This is a genomic window from Amycolatopsis sp. lyj-346 (assembly GCF_046548975.1).
Classification (GTDB): Bacteria; Actinomycetota; Actinomycetes; order Mycobacteriales; family Pseudonocardiaceae; genus Amycolatopsis.
Map to the genome: position 1 here is coordinate 126,875 of NZ_JAJPWT010000015.1, position 18,724 is coordinate 145,598.

An 18,724-nucleotide genomic window follows, 5' to 3' on the forward strand; every position below is an offset into this window, starting at 1 on the left:
CGGGATCTCAGCCGCAATCGCGCGGGGGTCACACCCCGGTAACCAGCCCGCGACCTCCGAGCACTTCGGCGCCTGACCGGATGGACGCAGGGCCGGACACACACGAAAGGCCGGATAGTTCGACGCCGACGTCCGCCGGGCGCGTCAGGCTATGTACGCAGCGTTCGTCCCTGCCCGGTCGGATACATGTCGGCGATGCTGACCGGCGAGGACTTACTTGGAGCGGTCAGGGACGCGGAGGGGCGGCGCTGCATGCGCTGGTGGTCTTCCTCGGTGATCTCGTCGCGCCAGGTCGGCAGCTCCAGCATCGGTGTCCACGCGCCGCTGACCTGCTGCCTGTCGCCGAGCTGGACGAATCCCCGGAACCCGCAGGGGGAGACGTTGGGTGATCTGGGACAGTTCCAGCATGCTCGCCTGGAGCCGGTCGTGGTCGATCAGCCGCACCTTGTGCTCGTCGTCGTGGTGGCGGGGGAGTGAGGCGAGCGCGGACTGCCCTGTCGTGGTGGGGGAGCGTACGTCGGTTGCCTGGCGGCGGTCACGGTTGCGGAACCGGATCGCTGCGGCCGGCGACGACTCCTCTTCAACTGTATAACGCCCTATACGGCGCGCAAGTATAAAATCCGTCGGCCCGCGGAATCGGGTTAGAGGTTGCCGGCGGTGATGTCGCCTTGGGTGGTGGCGTGGATGTGGGGTTCGGCGGCGGTGCCATCGTTCCTGACGGAGATGTTCGCCGTCGCTTACCTCAGAACGGCGGTCCGGCGCCGGCCATCGACGCCCGGCTAATCCCGGCCCGGTGATCCACCCGCGAACGGTTCCCGGGCTCAGAACTTCAGGTCGAAGTCCTGGACGTACCAGGCTCCTTCGTGCTTCTGCATCTTGAAGCTGAGACTGAACGAGCCCGTGTCCCCGGTCGCGCCGATCAGTTCGAGGCTGCGCAGCGTCTGACCGTCGACCTTGACGGCCGTGTCCGGCACCGTCACCTCATTCCCTTTCGCGGTCACCTCGCTCACCTCTACTTCTGCCTCCGGGGGCAGCTTGACGCCCGGCTTCGCCCAAGCCTCGTGCAGCGACTTGACGCTCGCGAGCGCCTTGGGGCTGGCGCACAGCGTTTCGGCGTCTTGGCCGGGGGGCAGCACGGGAGCACCGGAAAGGCACGCCTCTTTGTACTGCTTTTGCAGGACCTGGGTCACCCAGCTCTTGAGAGCGGCCTCGGGGGTCTCGGCACCGGATGCGGGCTGTGCCTGGGTCGTCTGCGGGGAAACGTTCGCGGGCGAAGCGGACGCGCTCGCCACCGGCGCCGCCGCCCCGCTGACCCCGGCCGAGCCACACGCGGTCAAGCCCATCACCACCGCAGGTAGCATCGGGGCAAACCAGCTCGCCTTGGTTCGCCGGGTGTGCACCGTCGGGGCGATCGTCACGGGGGTTCCTCCTGATTGAGCCGGAAGTCCGGCTGTGGGCGTTCGTGGGCCCGGAGCATGGTGTGAAGCGACCGAAAGGTCAACCGCTCTGGGCGAAGCTTGCCCTTTTCACCACCGTGCCCAACGCGTTCTGGTCTACGCCACCGCCACCTGAAAGCCGGCGCACCCGCTGGACCCGTGCCGCGGGCTCCGCCCGGCTCTTGGCCGTCTTCGGGGCGACCTGGCACAAGTCCGCGTGCACGTTCTGTTGCTACGCAAGCGGACGGCTGGTCGCCGGCTGGTCGCCGCGGTGACGCCGACACCCGGCACGGAGCCTCACTGCTGTGGCGGCTGCAAAGCGGACACCGCACGCCACAACTCGGTCCGGGTACGGCAGATTCGGGCCGATCAGGTTCAGCAGCATCCCGATGGCACGCTCACGGGAGCGGCCACGGCGAGCTTCGCCGAGGTCGAGTCGGCGGCAGCGGCTGCAGCGCTTTCCTCAACGAGGCGTGGCGGCTGTACGAGCTGCGTTGCGCAACGCTGAGCCAGCTCCCCTCGTTCGCCATGTTTTCTGAGCCGTCGCCATCTTTCAGCGAGCCGGGACACCGCTGTCCTGTCTCGCTGAACTGGTCGAGGTCGACCGGGCGGACCCAGTACGCCGGCGGCGGCGCGCGGGCGGCAGCAGGTCCGGGCGGGCCAGCCGCCGCAGCTCGCCCAGTTCGATCCCGGCGACCTCGCTCGCAGTCTCGGCGGCGGTCACTCCCACTGCGCCGGCGCCGCGGGGGTGACCGCGTCGTAGCGGGTCCGCCGCGACTTCTCGGCCGCGGCCAGGTCTGCGCGCAGCTGCCGGGCCCGCCGCGCGCGGGCGGCGCAGTGCCCCGGCCTGCTCCGGGGTCGCCCGTTCCGCCAGGACCGCGGTGCCCAGGTGCTCACCGGACGAGGCGTCGAACACCTCGATCTCGTGGTCGTGGTGCGGCATGAACCGCACCCGCACCGCCAGCCCGGCCCGACCATCCAGTCGGCGATGTAGTGCCGGCCGCGGCCGCGCTCCACGCCCTTGGCCGTGATCTTCCGGTTGGTCCGGTCGTCTTCGAGGGTGAACATCCACAACGCGCCGGCGTCGACGTCCTCGATCGGGCTCGGGTCGGCCAGCCACGACGCCGCCGGGGGGTCGCCCCGTCGAGGACGTCCATCTCGTGGCTGGTGTTCCACCAGCCGACCCAGGCCAGTGCCGTTCGAGCGCGAGCCGGCGTCACCTTCGCTGAGCCAAGGACAGCCGTGTCCTATCTCGTTGCATCTGAGGCCTGCGTCCTCTCTCGACCTGCGCGGACTCAGTTATGTTGAGACTGCTCGAGCGGGCTGGTCTCACTGAATGTGGTTCCTGTGGAAGCCGTCCGGCTCGACGATCGCTCGGGCCAGCGCAACGGCGGCTCGGTCCATCTCGGACACCCGGTCGAGGATCCTGGCCTCGTCCCAGCCGCGGCCTTCGTACACGCGAGGCTGGCGATCGCCGCGATCAGCTGACCGAGCTGTTCGTTTCGGTGTCCTCGGTGCCGGGACTGGACGCGGACTCGCGACGTCGCCTGATCCGGTTGGCGTTGATGGAGAGGGCGCACCGCTTCGGGTTCATGCAGGTTCGAGAAAACACGTTCTGACCAGCGACGCCAACGCGCGGGGGAATCAGGCTCAGCCCCACCTGGGGTACCGCGGCGACGCTCGGCGGCCAGCCGGGACGACGACATGGCCGGGCCTCCCTCGTGGAGAGAGGCCCGGCCATGGGCGACCCGCTCGCCATGCCGGCGCCTCGCCTCGGCCATGACAGCGGTAACTGCCTGGTAGGCAGCGTCGCGGTTCAGGTGTGGTCGAGTACCTCGCGCTGCCGGAACTGCGGCACGCCGTCGGGGTCCTGCGGAAACGCGGTGGCCCACCCGCCGCTCCCGGTCATCGGGTCGCCGCGGCGCCGGTCGTCGTGCCGGGCGGGGCGAACACCGCCTCGTCGTGGTCTCGGCACAGCCGTACCCGATGCCGCCGGCCGGGCAGACGCTCACCGGACACCGCAGGACGGCCGCACATCCAGCACACACCGCCAGCAGCAGGAACGCGCTGGACGCCGACTTCACGAGGCAGGGCAGTGCTCATGACCGTCATCGTCGCGCCAACGGCCCCCGGTGGCTGATTCGTGGACCGGTTCCACGCCCAAACGAGTGAACAGGCCGCGACCGAAGCCGCCCCGCGCCCGCGGCAAGAGCATCGGCGCGCCGCCGTCACCAACGAGGCCATGCTCTCCCACGCCTTGCACCTGCGCGATCAGCCGAACCTCAGCCTCCGCGACCTTGCAGCGCGCCTGGTCATCACCACCGGCAAGAAGGCCAGCACCCCTCACCGGCCACGGTGCTGCGCATGCTGCGCGACCACGATCAGCGCGCCGCGGCTGCCGAGCTGGCATCCGGATAGCTCGCATCCGGATAAGGGTCGGCAACGAAGCGCCGGAAATGTCGTACCCGTGTGTGATCGCTCATTGCTCATTGCTCATTGCTCATTGCTCAGGGGAGGGAGTTCGATGTCGTCACGACGTCCGACGCCGGAGCAGGACGCTGCGGTCGCGGCGTTCCGCCGCGGTGATCATCTGGTGCTGCAGGCCGGCGCCGGGACCGGGAAGACGACCACGTTGACGATGCTGGGCAAGGCCACCCGCTGGCAGGGCCGGTACCTGGCGTTCAAGGCCGTCGGGCACCGGTTCGCCGAGCGGCTGGGGCTGCCGCGGATGTCGACGGCGAAACTGGCGCAGCTGCTGGGCATCACAATCCAGGTCACCATCGGCGCCCGGAACCTGAAGCCGATGTCGCTGTGCTCGATCGCACGGGAGACGGTGCTGCAGTACTGCTACTCCGCCGACGACGTCCTCGGCCGCCAGCACGTGCGCTGGCAGAAAGGCATCACCACCGAGCACGAGCACGACCAGCTCACCGAGCTCGTGCTGCCGATCGCCGAGCGCATGTGGGCCGACCTTCAGACCCCCGACTGCGGCAAGGTCCCGTTCAAACCGGACCACTTCCTCAAGATGTGGGCGCTGACCCGGCCCCGCATCCACGGCGAGTTCCTGCTCCTGGACGAGGCCCAGGACACCAACCCCGCCGTCGAGCAGGTCTTCCTCGCCCAGGGCGCACACGCGCAGCTGGTCATGGTCGGCGACTCCGCCCAGGCGATCTATGGCTGGCGCGGCGCCCGGGATGTGATGACCGACTTCGCCGGCCACCAGCTGGCCCTGTCGCACTCGTTCCGGTTCGGCCCGGCGATCGCCGGCGAAGCCAACCGGTGGCTCACGATCGCCGACGCCCCGATCCGCCTCACCGGCTCCCCGCACGTGACCAGCAGCCTGCAGCCACTGACCGGCATCCCCGACGCGATCCTGTGCCGGACCAACGGCGGCGCCATCGCCGAGATCCTCACCTTGCTGGCCGAGGGGCGCCGCGTCGCGCTCGCCGGACGCGCCGAGCAGCTCAAGAACCTGGCCGAGGCCGCACAGAAACTGCAGGCCGGGCAGCGCACCGACCACCGCGACCTGGTGCTGTTCTCCACCTGGGGCGAGGTCCAGGAATACGTCGAGTAGGACCCCGACGGCCGCGACCTGGTTGCCTTCGTCGACGTCATCGACGAACACGGCACCGACGTCGTCCTGGCGACCCTCAACCAGCTCAGCGCCGAGGCCGACGCCGAGGTCACCGTGTCCACCGCCCATGCCGCCAAAGGCCGCGAATGGGCCCGGGTGCGCATCGCCGCCGACTTCTCCGAACCGGCCGACCCCGAAGCCGTCGACCTGGCCGGCAACGCCCTGCCCGGCAAGATTGAGCCCGAGGAGGCCCGCCTGGCCTACGTCGCGGTCACCCGCGCTCAGAACCAGCTCGACCTGGGCGGGCTGTCCTGGATCAACCAGCATCCCGACGGCAACCCGCCCCGGGGCCGGTGATGGCGTTCTCCGCCATCCACCCCGATGCTGGCCGCGTCGACGCGACGCTGCCCGACCTCGGCTGCGCACTGGCCTGGGACCTGGTGCACAAGGTGCGGCCCCGGGTCGCGCTGCGCTGCCGGGAGTGCGGCCACGGCATGCACGCCAAGGTCTCGCCTCGGGGGCTGCGCTACTCGATGTCGGCCTCGCGCTTCAGTATGCAAATCTCAAGTCGCCGTCCTGGGTAGACTTCCCAAAGAAGGTAACGAGGGCTCGTTTTGAACTCATTTATGCGTACGCGTACATCACATTGGGAAACGGAAGAACGATCCACTCGAATCACCTGACACGCAAGGTAATTAGTAAAGTTTTGACACGGTAGATCCCCTGAAAATCACTCATTGATCTTCAGGCTCGATCGCCGCCACGCCAGGCGGTAGTAGCCCAGGACACGCCGAACGTCCTCGGTCGTCGCGTACGGCACCTGCGCGGGCGGGTTGTCCGTGCGGGCGTTGTCGACGAGCACGCCGCCGACATGGGTTCGGACGCTGCCGAGCACGAGCTGGCGGCACTGCTCGGCGAGTTGCCACGCCTGAGCGCGGTCCTTGCCGTAGCAGGCGATCTCCATACGCGGGTAGTCGGTGATTCCGTCGTCCGAGCCGCCGAGCCGCCGAGCCGCCGAGCCGCCGCACCCGGATCAGCGGCGGAACCAGGTCGGCCGGGGTCGTGGTCGCGGTGGGCGCGAGCACGTCGGCGCGCAGTCCTGCGTCGACCGGTCATCCGGGCGGTCACCTGGTCCGCGCGGTCGGTCGTCTCACTCGATCCGTCAAGGCTAGGTCGGCGGAGATGGGCAAGCGCGACGGGCTGGCGCGCATCGGGCAGGGCCGATGGCCAGATGGCAGGCCCGGACGCAGGCCACGCCGCGGGTGCGGGACTGCTCATGGAGCGGGGTGCGTTTGTTGCGCTGGTCAACGACGGGTTCGACCGGGTCGGCCAGTCCGGTGAACAGTCAAAGCGGCCCGTCGGATCGAGCAGATATTCACCTTCCCATGAGGGTCATCGTTACGTGGCCGCTCGCACGGGCATCCGTCGGGTTCACGACGTCCGCAGAGGGCCATTCGGGTGAACCGGGTCGAACCGTCTCAACCTCATGATTGCGCCGGGCGTGCTGGGCGAGGAGCCGGGGACGAGCCGGGCTCCGTCTTGCTGGAGGGAACTCGTATGTCTCCTGCCGTATTCGCGGCGCGCGGTTGTCCGGCTGCTCCACGTCGGAGCCGACCATGATCGCGCGTTCGCGGTGGTCGAGAACGCTCGCGCTCACCGCGGCGGTCCTCGCCGCCGCGGTGCTGCCCGCGACGGCGACCGCCGACACCGCCGCGCCGTCCGAACCCAGGATCTCCGACTTCGGCCCGGCCGCGGCCGGGGACCGGGTCCAACGCTCAGGCACGCTTTCCCATGACCTGACCGGGGACGGGATCCCCGATCTGCTGGCGCGCCAACCGGATCTCAACACCGGGTCGATGTGGGTCTACCCGTCCAGGGGGAAGCTGCAAGGCCTCTCGACCCTCGGCGCCAGGACATTGGTGGCGACCGGCTGGAACATCTACAACTGGGTCGGCACCGCCGAGATCACCGGCGATAACGAGGAATACGAGACTGTCCCGGAATCCCCGGCCGACGTGCTCGTGCGACGCACGTCCGACGGCGCGCTGCTGGTCTACCCGCACAGCGGGAAACTCAACGGCACCAGCACCCTCGCCGCGACACCGGTCGTGGTGGGCCGCTCAGGCTGGAACGCCATGGCCTCGATCAGGCTCGCGGACGTCACCACCGACGGGTTCGACGACATCGTTGCCATCGACGACCAGGACAAGATGTGGGTCTACCCCCACAGCGGCACCTTCGCCGGCCTCAGCACCTTCAAAGCCCGCGTCCAGGTCCGCACAGGACGGCCGTTATGGGACATGAACACCAACTGGAGCCGGGAAAACCCGGACATGATCGCCGCCTCCATCGCCACCGGCCGGCTCACCGCCTGCAAACACACCAATACCTTTGACGGCCTCAACACCTTCGCCACCGACGCCGCGAACTGCCCCGATCTCGCACCAGTCGGCACCTTCGGCGGAGACACCACGACGTGGATCTCCCTCATCGACGCCAACAGCGACGGCCGCGACGACGTACTCAAACGCACCACCAGCGGCGCCCTCATGCTCTACCCCTTCCGCGGCTGGACCCCCAACGCGGCCCTGGGCACCCCGGTTCAGATCGGCAGCTCGGGCTGGAACGCCATGGACCTGATCACATGAGGACGGCAATGAGAAAACGCACCCTGAAACTCGCCGGCGTGCTCACCCTCGCCGCAACCGTGCTGATCTCCCCGCAGACCGCGTCGGCTGACACCGGCACCCAAACCACCGCTGCGCAGCCGGCTGCTGCCTCCTATACCTATGAGTCACGGATCGATGACGCCGACCTTCCGACCGACCCCGTCACCTTCGACGAGTGCGACCGCCAGCACACCAGCGATGAAACTTTCTGGTACAAAAACCGGTACAATATCTGTCGGAGCCACCCGCTCGACGTGGTCAATTACGCCCTAAGAAACGGCGTCCTCACCAAAGTGGGAACGGTGCACTTCGGATATACTTTCATCGGGGTTGCTACCGATAAAGCAAGCGAAATCAAGTTCAGTATGCGAGTGAAGTATTTGGGCACTGAAGGGGAACTTGTTCCCGAATATACCCTGGCGTTTTTGTTCGATTGCGGCAATGCCGACGAGGAACGCGTCAGCACCTGCGACTATGCGCACGCCCCCATTGATAAGACTATCGGCATGTGGGTGGCTCCCGGCGGCGATGCGCCTTTCAGCTGGACCGCGACCACCGCCACCACCTCCGTTCCGCCCGACGACGCCACGCATAAGTATCACGACGAGTATCGTGGGAAGTTCAACTTCGGGGTCACATATTTAATAAAAGGTGGAGGTGTCACATCTCCAGGAACCGTAGGGCTCGAGCAATTTCGCTGCGACTCGGCGACGTACGCCACTCGTGGCAGTCGCTGCGTCTTCACCGGCGTGGTGCCGACGATGCTCTTCGATCTCAATAATGTTGAGTACAAGGAGTCTTCGCTGTTCATCAAGGCGGCTCAAGAAGTCCAGGCCGACATCATCAACATCAACCCGCAACTCAAAGGAAAGAAGGTGCCGGGTCGTTTCAACGAGAGTAAGCTCAGCTATCTGTACTCCGGATACGACACCGACAACTCAAAGAAGGGGTCAAGATCGAAAGTCCGACGCGTCTGTAAAGCAAGCGTGGCAACTGGTCCCTATACCAAGGACGAGAACGGGAACTCGCGGCAATGTGATGAGTATCCCTTCGCAAGCACCTACCAAAACGCGGCCAAGGTCAAAGAGGCCAGCGGCTGGAGCTTCGCGGCCAAACCGATCGCGGCTGATCACAACATCAAGGGCGGCAGCATGATGGCCAGCTGGTACGGCCGCGAACACATGCTCGACGGCGACGAGTTCTACGTCGTCGTGCGCTGACCAGGCATATCGGCAGGGCTTGCATCGCCGCCCTTGTCGCACTCGGCGCAGCCGATGGTCCCGCCTGTTTATCGCGCTGATGGACGGCGGCAACCGGCTGCTGATCACGCTGGTGAAAACCTCTGGTCGGCCACTTTCCGTAAATGCAGAGCAACTGCAATATCCGCTGATAAGCTCCCGCTGACTGTATTCGCGGTGACGAGAGGGGATCGAGAATGGGCAGTACGCAGGGTCGACGCCGGGGTGTAGCGGGCGCGACTAGCCGATTCAGGCGAGTCAAGGCTGCTGCTGCCGTGACCGCGGCCGCGGCAGCCGCCGTTCTCACCGTAGCGCCGACCGCCTCGGCGACTGTGGAGGTGCCGCCCGGCTTCTCCGTGCAGGTTTACCACAGTTCCGGCACCTTGGTCGGCAGCCTTAGCGGGGACATGTTCTGGTCAACCTCCTTTAGGACGGTTTCCTTCACGAACCAGCACTTCTACGTCAGGACCGGTGAGTGTATGTACGTGGTCTACGCCGGCTACCAGAACAACAATCTGGTAGCGAAGTCCCCCAAATACAAGGAATGCGGGCGTGACGGGGCATGGGCGTCCAAGACGATCTCGACGGACACGCCGGGCGGGGTCCAGACCGTGATCATTGAACTGACCGACGTGGAACATGGAAACAAGGCGTCCAACAACTGTTGGTACGGCGACCTCTGGTGCACAGACAGGCCCTAATGCTGGTCCAGCGGACGAGGGGTGCCACGGCCATGTGCCGGACCAGGCAGAAGGTCCTCCGGATCGACACCAGGATCCTCCAGGTTCGCGTGGCTACGGTCAGCCCGTGACGAGGAGTAAGCGGCGCAACTGCGTTCGTGGTCACGCGATACGCCGCTCAGGATTGACAGAACCCCGGCAACTCTTGCTGCCGGGGTTCTGTCATGTTTGTGTTGGCGGCGACCTCGACCAGCGCACGCGAGGCGGCTGCATTGTGGCCATCGCGGCGACGTGGCGCTCCCCGTGTTCCTGCTCCGTTGGGCGAGCGTCGCACGATGTCGAGCAGCAGGTCCACCATCGGGTCGGCTGCAGGCAGCGGCTCGCCGTTGAGCGCCGCGGCGATCTGCGCCAAGGCGGCGTCGGGCATCCGGGAGGCGGCCAGCTGCTCGACCAGCCGTGGGTAGCGGGCCCGCGTCGCGGACGTGAACAGCTCGGCGACCTGCGCCCCGGGGCAGGACGGAGCGAACGACCTTGAGGGGTGCCGGGGCCGATGTTGTCGACCCCCAGCATCGCTAAGTCCGGGCAGGCCTGGACTTCCTCGGTGTGAATCGATGGTGTGAACCGATCCACCGCGGGTGAGCTGGGTGAGGCCGCGGCCGAGACCGTCGGCGGCCTGCAGGATCGCCTGCTTGACGGTGTGCAGCGAGGTGCGGGTCTCGGGCATCGGCTGCAGCGCCCACCCGGTCACCGCGCCGCAGCCGTAGAGGTGGCGCAGCTGTACGGCCATCGCGCTGGCGCCGATGACGTGCAGGTGCGGGCCGGTGTTGTAGGGCCGTTCCGGTTGGGTGCTGGCGAACCCGAGGTGCAGTTCGAGTTTCTCCCGGGCAGCCTCGGCCTGGTCGGTGCGGTCCGGCCGGCAACCCGACGCCCGTCACCGGCGGACTCGGCCGGGTGGGTAGCCTCGCCGCGCATGACCCAGGTTTGGCTACCGCCCGCCGAGTACTACGCGACGCTGCCCAAGCAGATCGCCAGCGCAGGGGTGATCTTCCGCGATGTCGAGGGCCGCGTGCTCCTGGTCGAGCCCGACTACGGTGACGAGACCTGGGAGGTCCCCGGCGGCGCACTCGACGAGGGCGAGTCCCCCTGGGCGGGGGCGCGCCGGGAGATCAAGGAAGAGCTCGGGTTCGACCTGCTGCCCGGCCGGCTGCTGGTCGTGGACTGGGTTCCGCCGCAGCCGGACGGCCGCCCAGCCCTGACCAACAACCTGTTCGACGGCGGCGTCCTCGACGACGACCGGATCGCCGCGCTGCGGCTGGCCGACGGCGAGCTGAAGCGCTCGAAGTTCGCCACCCGAGCCGAAGCCGCGGGGATGCTCCGGCCGCACATGGCACGCCGCGTCGCCGTGTGCCTCGAGGTCGTGGACACGGGGCGGACCGCCTACCTGGAGAACGGGTTCGATCCGCTCAGGTCGACCGAGATTTCCTAGCCGAGCGCTGTCGGCCCGGCACAACCCCGGGTCCTGGTTCAGCGGGGCTGGCTGCTGACGGCCGGTTTGTCGTGGTGGCTGAGGGCGTCCCGGATGCCCTTGGTGAGGTCGTTGTTGGGGCCGGGCCGACCGAGCTGCCAGCGCAGGTACTCCTCGGCGCCCTGCAAGACGCCCGAGTACGGGTGGACCATGACCATCGCGGCGTGGGTGCCGAAGCCGACGATGTGGTCCCAGGAGCCGTAGCACTCCTTCGGGCCGGCCGCCGGGCGGTGCCCGGGGACGTATTCGTCAAGCGCGACCTGGCATTTCCAGAAGTGCTGTTCGCTGAGCGCACTTCTTGCACGCGAGGATCCCGACCATCGTCGGGTATCGGCGCACGTCTGTCCACAGTGGAATTTCTGGGCCGTACCTGGGCCGTACGGCGATCGGTCCCAACCGGTGTTCACCGGCTCTGACCAGCCCAAAAGTCTGAGACGGTCGAGGGGGTGCGCGCGGCCCCGATCGAGCCCCGCGGCACCCCCTCGACCTACTCCTGAAAGCTGACGTGCGGGCGTCAGCTGGACCGGTTCGCCCACCACTGCTGGCCGGCCTCGGGCAGGGTGGAGATCGGATCGTAGTACGGGTACCGCCGCTGCAACGCCTCACCAAGATCCTCGGCGTCCGCCTTGTCGACGCTGGTCAGGTAGTTCTTCGTCCAGTACGAGATTCCCAGCTCCCGGTCGTACTCGGCGAGCTGGTGCACCCACCGCTTCCCGACATAAGGCACGTCGCACACGATCCGCGGCGTCGCGTACCCCGGCAGATACCCCATGATCGCGTGCTGCAGCTCCTGGGCTTCCCAAACAGACACCCGCCAGTGCTCCGCGTTCGGGATCATGTCGCACATGTAGAAGTAGTACGGCAGGATGTTCGCTTCCCCCTGCAGGGCGAAGCACAGGTCCAGCAGCGCCGCCGGTGTCGCGTTGACCCCGCGCATCAGGACGCCCTGGTTGCGGACGTCGCGAACCCCCACGTTGAGTGCCGTCTGGGCTGCTTCCGCCACCAGGGGGGTCACCGACTGGGCGTGGTTGACGTGCGTGTGGATCGCCAGGTTGACGCCGCGGCGCTGGGCGGTGACCGCGACGCGCTCGAGGCCTTCGACGACCTTCGGCTGGATCCAGTGCTGGGGGAGCGCCGCCAGTGCCTTCGTCGCCAGGCGGATGTCGCGGACCGTGTCGATGTCCATCAAGCGCATCAGGAACGACTCCAGCTGCGGCCACGGCACGTTGGCCACGTCGCCGCCGGACACCACCACGTCGCGGACGCCCGGGGTCTTCTTCAGGTACGCGATCATCGCGTCCTGGCGGTCGACCGGCTTGAGGGTCAGCTTGTGCTTCTCGACCGTCTCCGTCGAGTTGCCGACGAGGTCCATGCGGGTGCAGTGGCCGCAGTACTGGGGGCAGGTCGAGATCATCTCGGCCAGCACCTTCGTCGGGTAGCGGTGGGTCAGGCCCTCCACGACCCACATCTCCGCCTCGTGCAGGGAGTCGCGTTCGGAGTGGGGGTGGCTGGGCCACACCGCGTCGCGGTCGCTGCGAACCGGCAGCATGTAGCGGCGGATCGGGTCGGCGTAGAACGCCTCGGTCACCTTGGCCGGGTCGGTGCCGGCCGTCGGGGCCATCGTGTTGAGCATCTGCGGGGGCAGCAGCATCGACATCGTGGCCATCTCGCGCTGGTCGGCGAGCAGGTCTTCGTAGAAGCGCTCCTCCAGCAGGTCGCCCATCAGCGCGCGCAGCTGTTTGGCGTTGCGGACGCAGTGCACCCGCTGCCACTGCGCGTCGCGCCACTCGGCGTCGGTCACGTCGTGCCAACCCGGGAAGCGGCGCCAGTCGGGTTCGACCAGCTCGGCGCGCGCGTATTCGTAGGGCTGGTCGAAGGCGGCGGCAGGCGTCACAGGTTCCTGGGTCGCAGTCACTTGTACTCCTAGTCGTCGGGAACGCGTTAAAATATCCTGTCATAACGTTCTCGCGGAGTAAATCTTCCTGCCTGCTGGGGCGGCGTCCCCCACGTGGACGCAGGGGGCAGACTCAGGGGGTGACGGACGAACACACCACGCTCCTGCTCGGCGGGCGCATCTACACCCCCTCCGGTCCGGACGCCACGGCCATGGCGGTCACCGGCGGCACCGTGGTCTGGGTCGGGCAGGACGCCCCCGCCCGCGCCCTGCACGCGAACGCCGAGATCGTCGACCTCCAAGGCGCCTTCGTCGCCCCCGCGTTCGTCGACGCGCACGTCCACGCCACCGCCACCGGCCTGCACCTGACCGGCCTCGACCTCACCGGTGTCCGCGGCCGCGCCGACCTGCTGGCCCGCGTGCGCGACGCCGCCGCCGGCGGGCAGGTCCTGCTCGCCCACGGCTGGGACGAGACCACCTGGACCGACCCGCGCCTGCCCAGCCGCGCCGAACTCGACGCCGCCGCCGGGGGCGCACCCGTCTACCTCAGCCGCGTCGACGTGCACTCCGCGCTGGTCTCCTCCGCACTGGTCGAGCTGGCCCCGGCCGCCCGCGGCGCCGACGGCTGGTCGTCCGACGGCCCGCTGACCCGCGCCGCCCACCACGCCGTCCGCGCGGCCGTGCGCGCCGCCGTCACCCCCGAGCAGCGTGCCCGCGCCCAGCGGGCGTTCCTCGGCGAGGCCGCGCGACGCGGCATCGTGAGCGTCCACGAGTGCGCCGGCCCCGACATCTCCGGCCGCGACGACCTCGCCGCACTCCTCGCCCTCGCCGGGCCGGGCACCCCCGAGGTCGTCGGCTACTGGGGCGAGCTCGGCGCCGTCGGCACCGCCCGCGAACTCGGCGCCCGCGGCCTGGCCGGCGACCTGTTCGTCGACGGCGCACTCGGCTCCCACACCGCCGCGCTGACCGAGCCCTACGCCGACCACCCGGGCGAGGGGACGCTCTACCTCGACGCCCACCGCATCGCCGGGCACCTCGCCGCCTGCACCGAAGCCGGGCTGCAGGCCGGCTTCCACGTCATCGGCGACGCCGCCGTCGCGGAGGTCGTCGAAGGCTTCCGGCTGGCGGAGAAGGAGGTCGGGCCGCGCGCACTGGCCGCCGGCCACCACCGGCTCGAGCACCTGGAGATGGTCACCGCCGAGCAGGCCAAGCAGCTGGCGGGCTGGGGTGTCGCCGCCTCCGTGCAGCCGCTGTTCGACGCGCTCTGGGGTGGCACGCAGGGCATGTACGCCGAACGGCTCGGCGCGGACCGCGCGGCCGGGCTGAACCCGTTCTCGGCGCTGGCGGCCGAAGGCGTCCTGCTCGCCTTCGGCTCCGACGCGCCGGTCACGCCGCTCGACCCGTGGGCGAGCGTCCGCGCCGCGGCTTACCACCGGACCCCGGGCGCCGGGCTGTCGCCGCGGGCGGCGTTCACCGCCCACACCCGCGCCGGGCACCGCGCGGCCGGCGTCAACGACGGCGTCACCGGCAGCCTCGTCCCGGGCGCGCCGGCGCACTACGCGATCTGGGACGCCACCGACCTCGTCGTGGCCACCCCGGACAGCCGCGTGCAGCGCTGGTCCACCGACCCGCGGGCCGGCGTGCCCCCGCTGCCCAGGCTCGAACCGGACGCCGCCCTCCCGGAGTGCCTGCGCACGGTCCGCGCGGGTGCGGTCCTCCACGACGCCATCACCTAGAGTTGTCGGCTGTGGCAGTCACCGTGGCGGACCCCGAACCGGGCGTCCCGCACCAGTCCGCCCGCACGCGGCGGTTCCCCCCGGCCTGGCTGCTGCGCTCGACCGCGGCACTGGTGTCCGGATTCGCCTACTACCTGAGCTTCGCGCCGCGCCCGCTGTGGTGGCTCGCGCCGCTGGCCTTCGCCGGGCTGGCCCTCGTGCTGCGCGGACGGCGTTTCCGGGCCGGCTTCGGCTACGGCTTCGCGTTCGGGGTCGTGTTCTTCCTGCCGCTGCTGACCTGGCTGCTGGACTTCCTGGGCCCCGACTTCGGCCCGTGGCCGTGGCTGGGCTTGTCCTTCGCGCTGGCCCTCTACCACGGCCTGGCGGGTGGGTTGATCACGCTGGTGTCCCGGCTGCCCGCCGCGCCGCTGTGGGGCGCGCTGGTGCTCATCGCCCTGGAAACCCCGCGTGCGTGGTTCCCCTTCGGCGGCTTCCCGTGGGGCCGGGTCGCCTTCAGCCAGCCCGAAGGCGCGTTCCTGCCGCTCGCCTCGATCGGCGGCGCCCCGCTGGTCGGCCTGGCCGTCGTCCTCAGCGGCTTCTGCCTGGCCGCGCTCGCCGCCCGGCTGCGGGAAGTGCGCAAGTTCACGCGGCCGACGGCCTTCGCCGCCGTCGGCACGCTGCTGCCCGTCGTCGCGGGCCTGGTGCTGTGGCCGTCGATCGGGACCGGCGCGCAGGACGGCGAGCGCACCGTCGCCACCGTCCAGGGCAACGCCCCGGACATCGGGCTCGCCCTGCAGGGGGAGCGGACGGTGCTGCGCGACAACACGATCGCCGAGAGCGAACGGCTGCTCGCGGCCATCCGGGCCGGGAAGGTGCCCCGGCCGGACCTGGTGGTGTGGCCGGAGAGCGCCACCACCGTCACCGGCCCCGACCTGCAGGTCGACCAGCTCGTCGCGAACTTCGGCGTGCCGGCGCTGATCGGGGCGATCTACCGGCTGCCGGACGGGCACCTGCAGAACTCCGTCATCGCCTGGGACCCGCGCACCGGGCCCGGCGCGCGCTACGCGAAACAGCAGCTGGTGCCCTTCGGCGAGTACGTGCCGGCCCGCAAGGTCGCCGAGCTGGTCACGCCGTTCCTCGACCAGGAGAGCGTCGACATGGTCCCCGGCGACGGCGCGAACCAGACCGTGCCCGCCGCGGGCACGAAGGTCGGCGTGTTCATCTGCTACGAGACGGCGTTCGACTACCCGGGCCGCGACGCCGTGCGCGACGGCGCCGAGCTGCTCGTCGTGCCGACCAACAACGCGTGGTACGGCGAGAGCGAGATGAGCGTGCAGCAGCTGGCCATGTCCCGGCTGCGGGCGGTCGAACACGGCCGGGCCGTCGTGGTGTCGGCGGTCTCCGGCGTGAGCGCGATCATCGCGCCCGACGGGACGGTGACCAGCTCAACGGGCCTTTTCACGGCGGATTCCCTGGTCGGGCGCGTCCCGCTGCGGACGCAGACTACGCTGTCGGATCAACTAGGTGCGTGGACGGAGTACGGGCTGCTGGCTCTGGCGATCGCCGGGGTGGCCGGTGGGCTCGTGCTCCGTTTTCGCACCCGGCGCACCAGCGCCGGCACGGCAGGGGAAGCGGCGGACTGACCGCCGCGGATATCGGAGGAGCACGGATGTCGCAGGCGCCGCGGGGGGCCCGGGAAATCGAGCCGGTGCTGGTGGTGATCCCGACCTACAACGAGCGGGAGAACCTCGGCCCGATCCTGGACCGCCTGCACAAGGTACTCCCGCACGTGCACGTGCTCGTGGTGGACGACGGCAGCCCGGACGGCACCGGTGAGCTCGCCGACGAGCGCGCGGCCGCCAACGCCCACATCCACGTGCTGCACCGCACCGAGAAGGCCGGCCTCGGCGCCGCCTACATCGCCGGCTTCCGCTGGGGACTGGCGCGGGAGTACAACACGATCGTCGAGATGGACGCCGACGGCTCGCACGCCCCGGAGGACCTGCCCCGGCTGCTGGACGCGGTCGGCGACGCCGACCTGGCGATCGGCTCGCGGTACGTGCCGGGCGGCAGCGTCGTCAACTGGCCGGTGAACCGCCAGGTGCTCTCCCGCGGCGCCAACATCTACTCGCAGATCGCGCTGGGCATGCGCACCCGCGACATCACCGCGGGCTTCCGCGCCTACCGCCGTCCGGTGCTGGAGAAGCTGGCCCTGGACGAGGTCAACTCCCACGGCTACTGCTTCCAGATCGACCTGACCATCCGCACGGCCGACGCCGGCTTCGAGATCGTCGAGGTGCCGATCACGTTCACCGAGCGCGAGATCGGCGAGTCGAAGATGAGCGGCTCGATCATCCGCGAGGCGTTCCTGCGGGTGGCCAAGTGGGGCGTCGAACGCCGCTGGCACCAGCTGCGCAGGCTCGTCAAGCGCGCCTGAGCCGTTTTCTCCCGTTCTGGGCCATCATGGGGCCCGTGACGACCATCGTGGCCTTCCACGCCCACGCCGACGACCCCGTCCTGCTCAGCGGCGGCACGCTGGCCCGCGCCGCGGCCGACGGGCACCGGGTGGTGGTCGTCGTGGCCACCGACGGCATGAACGCGCAGTTCCCGACGCCGCGGTGGCGGGAACTGGAAGCCGCGGCGGCCATCCTGGGCGTGCACCGCGTCGTGGCGCTGGGCTACGCCGAGAGCGGGCACGGGCCCGTCGTGTACCCCGATCCGCCGGGGCGGCGGCGGTTCGTCCGCGCGGACACCGAGGAGGCCGCGCACCGGCTCGCCACGGTCCTCCAGCAGGAGCGCGCCGAGCTGCTGCTGGGTTACGACCCGAACGGTGGTTACGGCCACCCGGACCACGTCAAGGTGCACGAGGTCGCCCGCCGGGCCGCCGGGCTGACCGGGACGCGGCTGCTGGAGGCCACGATCCCGCGGGACGTCGTGGTGCGGTTCGTCCGGCTGATCCGCGCGCTGCGGATCCCGTTCCGGTACGACACCGACGCCCTCGGCCGCGCCTACAGCCCGGCCTCGGCCATCACCCACCGGTTCGACGTGCGGCGGTTCGCCGCGCGCAAGCAGGCGGCGCTCGCCGCGCACGTGTCGGACGTGCGCGGCGGCGGACGGCTTTCCGCGGTGCTGCGGGTGCTCGTGTGGCTGCCGGCGCCGGTGTTCGGGCTGGTGGCCGGGCGCGAGTGGTACGTCGACGTCACGCGCCGGTGATCACAACCCCCAGGTTTGCCAGTTTCTGCACGTTCGGGTCTTGCTCGCCGGCGTCGGTGATGACGCCGGCGACGTCGGTGAAGGGCAGCACGGTGAACCGCGACGCCGCGCCGAGCTTTTCGGCGCTGGCCAGCACGTAGGTGTCGGCCGCGCGCCGGGCCAGGGTCCGCTTCATCGCGGCTTCGTCGGCGTCGCCGGTGGTCAGGCCGGCTTCGGGGTGGACACCGGTGACGCCGAGCAGGAAGACGTCGGCGCTGATCGACTGGGCGGCCTCGGCCGCGGCCGCGCCGCAGGTGACCGCGGAATGCCGGAACAGCCGCCCGCCCAGCAGGAACACCTCGATGCCGTGGTGGTCGAGCAGGGCCACCGCGACGGTCGGGCTGTGCGTCACGACGGTGGCCCGCAGGTCGCGGGGAAGTGCGTTCGCGACGGCCAGGGTGGTGGTGCCGCCGTCGAGGATGACGGTCGATCCGGGGCGGACCAGCGCGGCGGCGGCCGCGGCGACCCGGTCCTTGCCGTCGACGGCGATGGCCGTCCGGCTCGCGTAGTCGGCGACGGCGGGGGAGACGGGCAGCGCGCCGCCGTAGACGCGCTGGCAGAGCCCGGCCGCGGCCAGGTCGCGCAGGTCGCGGCGGATGCTGTCCTCGGAGACCCGCAGCTCGGCGGCGACGTCCTTGGCCAGGACCTTGCCGTCGGCGGCGAGCCGGGCGAGCAGCAGTTCACGGCGTTCCCCGACCAGCATGCACGGTCCTCCTTGTTCTTTCCGAATCATGCACATTA

General features: G+C 69.6%; 18 protein-coding genes. 11 read left to right on the forward strand and 7 right to left on the reverse strand.

Going from position 1 to position 18,724, the window contains the following annotated elements:
• Positions 1-186: 186 nt before the first annotated feature.
• Complete coding sequence (locus ACLJQE_RS33950; RefSeq protein ID WP_410643624.1) at positions 187-477, forward strand: hypothetical protein; 291 nt, start codon at positions 187-189, stop codon at positions 475-477.
• Between the two features lie 344 nt (positions 478-821).
• Here ACLJQE_RS33950 and ACLJQE_RS33955 read toward each other — a convergent pair whose 3' ends face one another.
• Complete coding sequence (locus ACLJQE_RS33955) at positions 822-1,418, reverse strand: hypothetical protein (RefSeq protein ID WP_410643625.1); 597 nt, start codon at positions 1,416-1,418, stop codon at positions 822-824.
• Positions 1,419-2,156: 738 nt separating this feature from the next.
• Positions 2,157-2,612, reverse strand: a complete 456-nt coding sequence (locus tag ACLJQE_RS33960) for a hypothetical protein (protein ID WP_410643626.1) — start codon at positions 2,610-2,612, stop codon at positions 2,157-2,159.
• Positions 2,613-3,960: 1,348 nt separating this feature from the next.
• Here ACLJQE_RS33960 and ACLJQE_RS33965 point away from each other — a divergent pair.
• Positions 3,961-5,010, forward strand: a complete 1,050-nt coding sequence (locus ACLJQE_RS33965; protein ID WP_410643627.1) for a UvrD-helicase domain-containing protein — start codon at positions 3,961-3,963, stop codon at positions 5,008-5,010.
• 66 nt (positions 5,011-5,076) lie between these two features.
• Complete coding sequence (locus tag ACLJQE_RS33970) at positions 5,077-5,367, forward strand: 3'-5' exonuclease (RefSeq protein ID WP_410643746.1); 291 nt, start codon at positions 5,077-5,079, stop codon at positions 5,365-5,367.
• Positions 5,368-5,740: 373 nt separating this feature from the next.
• Here the strand turns inward: ACLJQE_RS33970 and ACLJQE_RS33975 are convergent, their stop codons facing one another.
• Complete coding sequence (locus ACLJQE_RS33975) at positions 5,741-5,974, reverse strand: hypothetical protein (protein WP_410643628.1); 234 nt, start codon at positions 5,972-5,974, stop codon at positions 5,741-5,743.
• A 652-nt stretch (positions 5,975-6,626) separates the two neighbouring features.
• Here ACLJQE_RS33975 and ACLJQE_RS33980 point away from each other — a divergent pair.
• The 3 genes from ACLJQE_RS33980 (at position 6,627) to ACLJQE_RS33990 (ending at position 9,618) form a co-directional block, all read left to right on the forward strand.
• A complete protein-coding gene (locus ACLJQE_RS33980) occupies positions 6,627-7,658 on the forward strand; it encodes a hypothetical protein (RefSeq protein ID WP_410643629.1) in 1,032 nt (343 codons plus the stop codon).
• An 8-nt stretch (positions 7,659-7,666) separates the two neighbouring features.
• A complete protein-coding gene (locus ACLJQE_RS33985) occupies positions 7,667-8,899 on the forward strand; it encodes a hypothetical protein (RefSeq protein ID WP_410643630.1) in 1,233 nt (410 codons plus the stop codon).
• A gap of 293 nt (positions 8,900-9,192) precedes the next feature.
• Positions 9,193-9,618 (forward strand): hypothetical protein, encoded by a 426-nt coding sequence (locus ACLJQE_RS33990; protein ID WP_410643631.1) that lies wholly within the window; start codon positions 9,193-9,195, stop codon positions 9,616-9,618.
• Between the two features lie 157 nt (positions 9,619-9,775).
• On the opposite strand, the gene ACLJQE_RS33995 is transcribed toward ACLJQE_RS33990, so the two are convergent.
• Positions 9,776-10,384 (reverse strand): hypothetical protein, encoded by a 609-nt coding sequence (locus tag ACLJQE_RS33995; RefSeq protein WP_410643632.1) that lies wholly within the window; start codon positions 10,382-10,384, stop codon positions 9,776-9,778.
• A 183-nt stretch (positions 10,385-10,567) separates the two neighbouring features.
• On the opposite strand from ACLJQE_RS33995, the gene ACLJQE_RS34000 reads away from it, so the two are divergent.
• A complete protein-coding gene (locus ACLJQE_RS34000) occupies positions 10,568-11,083 on the forward strand; it encodes an NUDIX domain-containing protein (RefSeq protein ID WP_410643633.1) in 516 nt (171 codons plus the stop codon).
• 38 nt (positions 11,084-11,121) lie between these two features.
• Here the strand turns inward: ACLJQE_RS34000 and ACLJQE_RS34005 are convergent, their stop codons facing one another.
• Both ACLJQE_RS34005 and ACLJQE_RS34010 read right to left on the reverse strand, forming a co-directional pair.
• Positions 11,122-11,280 (reverse strand): hypothetical protein, encoded by a 159-nt coding sequence (locus tag ACLJQE_RS34005; RefSeq protein WP_410643634.1) that lies wholly within the window; start codon positions 11,278-11,280, stop codon positions 11,122-11,124.
• Positions 11,281-11,636: 356 nt separating this feature from the next.
• A complete protein-coding gene (locus ACLJQE_RS34010; protein ID WP_410643635.1) occupies positions 11,637-13,037 on the reverse strand; it encodes a KamA family radical SAM protein in 1,401 nt (466 codons plus the stop codon).
• A 119-nt stretch (positions 13,038-13,156) separates the two neighbouring features.
• Here ACLJQE_RS34010 and ACLJQE_RS34015 point away from each other — a divergent pair, with 119 nt between their 5' ends.
• Genes ACLJQE_RS34015 through ACLJQE_RS34030 form a run of 4 tightly spaced genes read left to right on the forward strand, consistent with a single transcriptional unit; the run spans position 13,157 to position 17,944 of the window.
• Entirely contained in the window at positions 13,157-14,752 is a 1,596-nt protein-coding gene (locus ACLJQE_RS34015) for an amidohydrolase (protein ID WP_410643636.1), read from the forward strand.
• 11 nt (positions 14,753-14,763) lie between these two features.
• On the forward strand, positions 14,764-16,374 hold the full coding sequence (gene lnt / locus ACLJQE_RS34020) for an apolipoprotein N-acyltransferase (protein ID WP_410643637.1): 1,611 nt from the start codon (positions 14,764-14,766) through the stop codon (positions 16,372-16,374).
• 26 nt (positions 16,375-16,400) lie between these two features.
• Positions 16,401-17,168 carry a polyprenol monophosphomannose synthase gene (locus tag ACLJQE_RS34025; protein WP_410643638.1) on the forward strand — a complete coding sequence of 256 codons (768 nt, stop codon included), beginning with the start codon at positions 16,401-16,403 and terminating at the stop codon, positions 17,166-17,168.
• A 26-nt stretch (positions 17,169-17,194) separates the two neighbouring features.
• A complete protein-coding gene (locus ACLJQE_RS34030; protein ID WP_410643639.1) occupies positions 17,195-17,944 on the forward strand; it encodes a PIG-L deacetylase family protein in 750 nt (249 codons plus the stop codon).
• Here the strand turns inward: ACLJQE_RS34030 and ACLJQE_RS34035 are convergent.
• A complete protein-coding gene (locus ACLJQE_RS34035) occupies positions 17,931-18,686 on the reverse strand; it encodes a DeoR/GlpR family DNA-binding transcription regulator (protein WP_410643640.1) in 756 nt (251 codons plus the stop codon). The two genes, ACLJQE_RS34030 and ACLJQE_RS34035, sit on opposite strands and share 14 nt — an antisense overlap.
• Between the last annotated feature and the right edge of the window lie 38 nt (positions 18,687-18,724).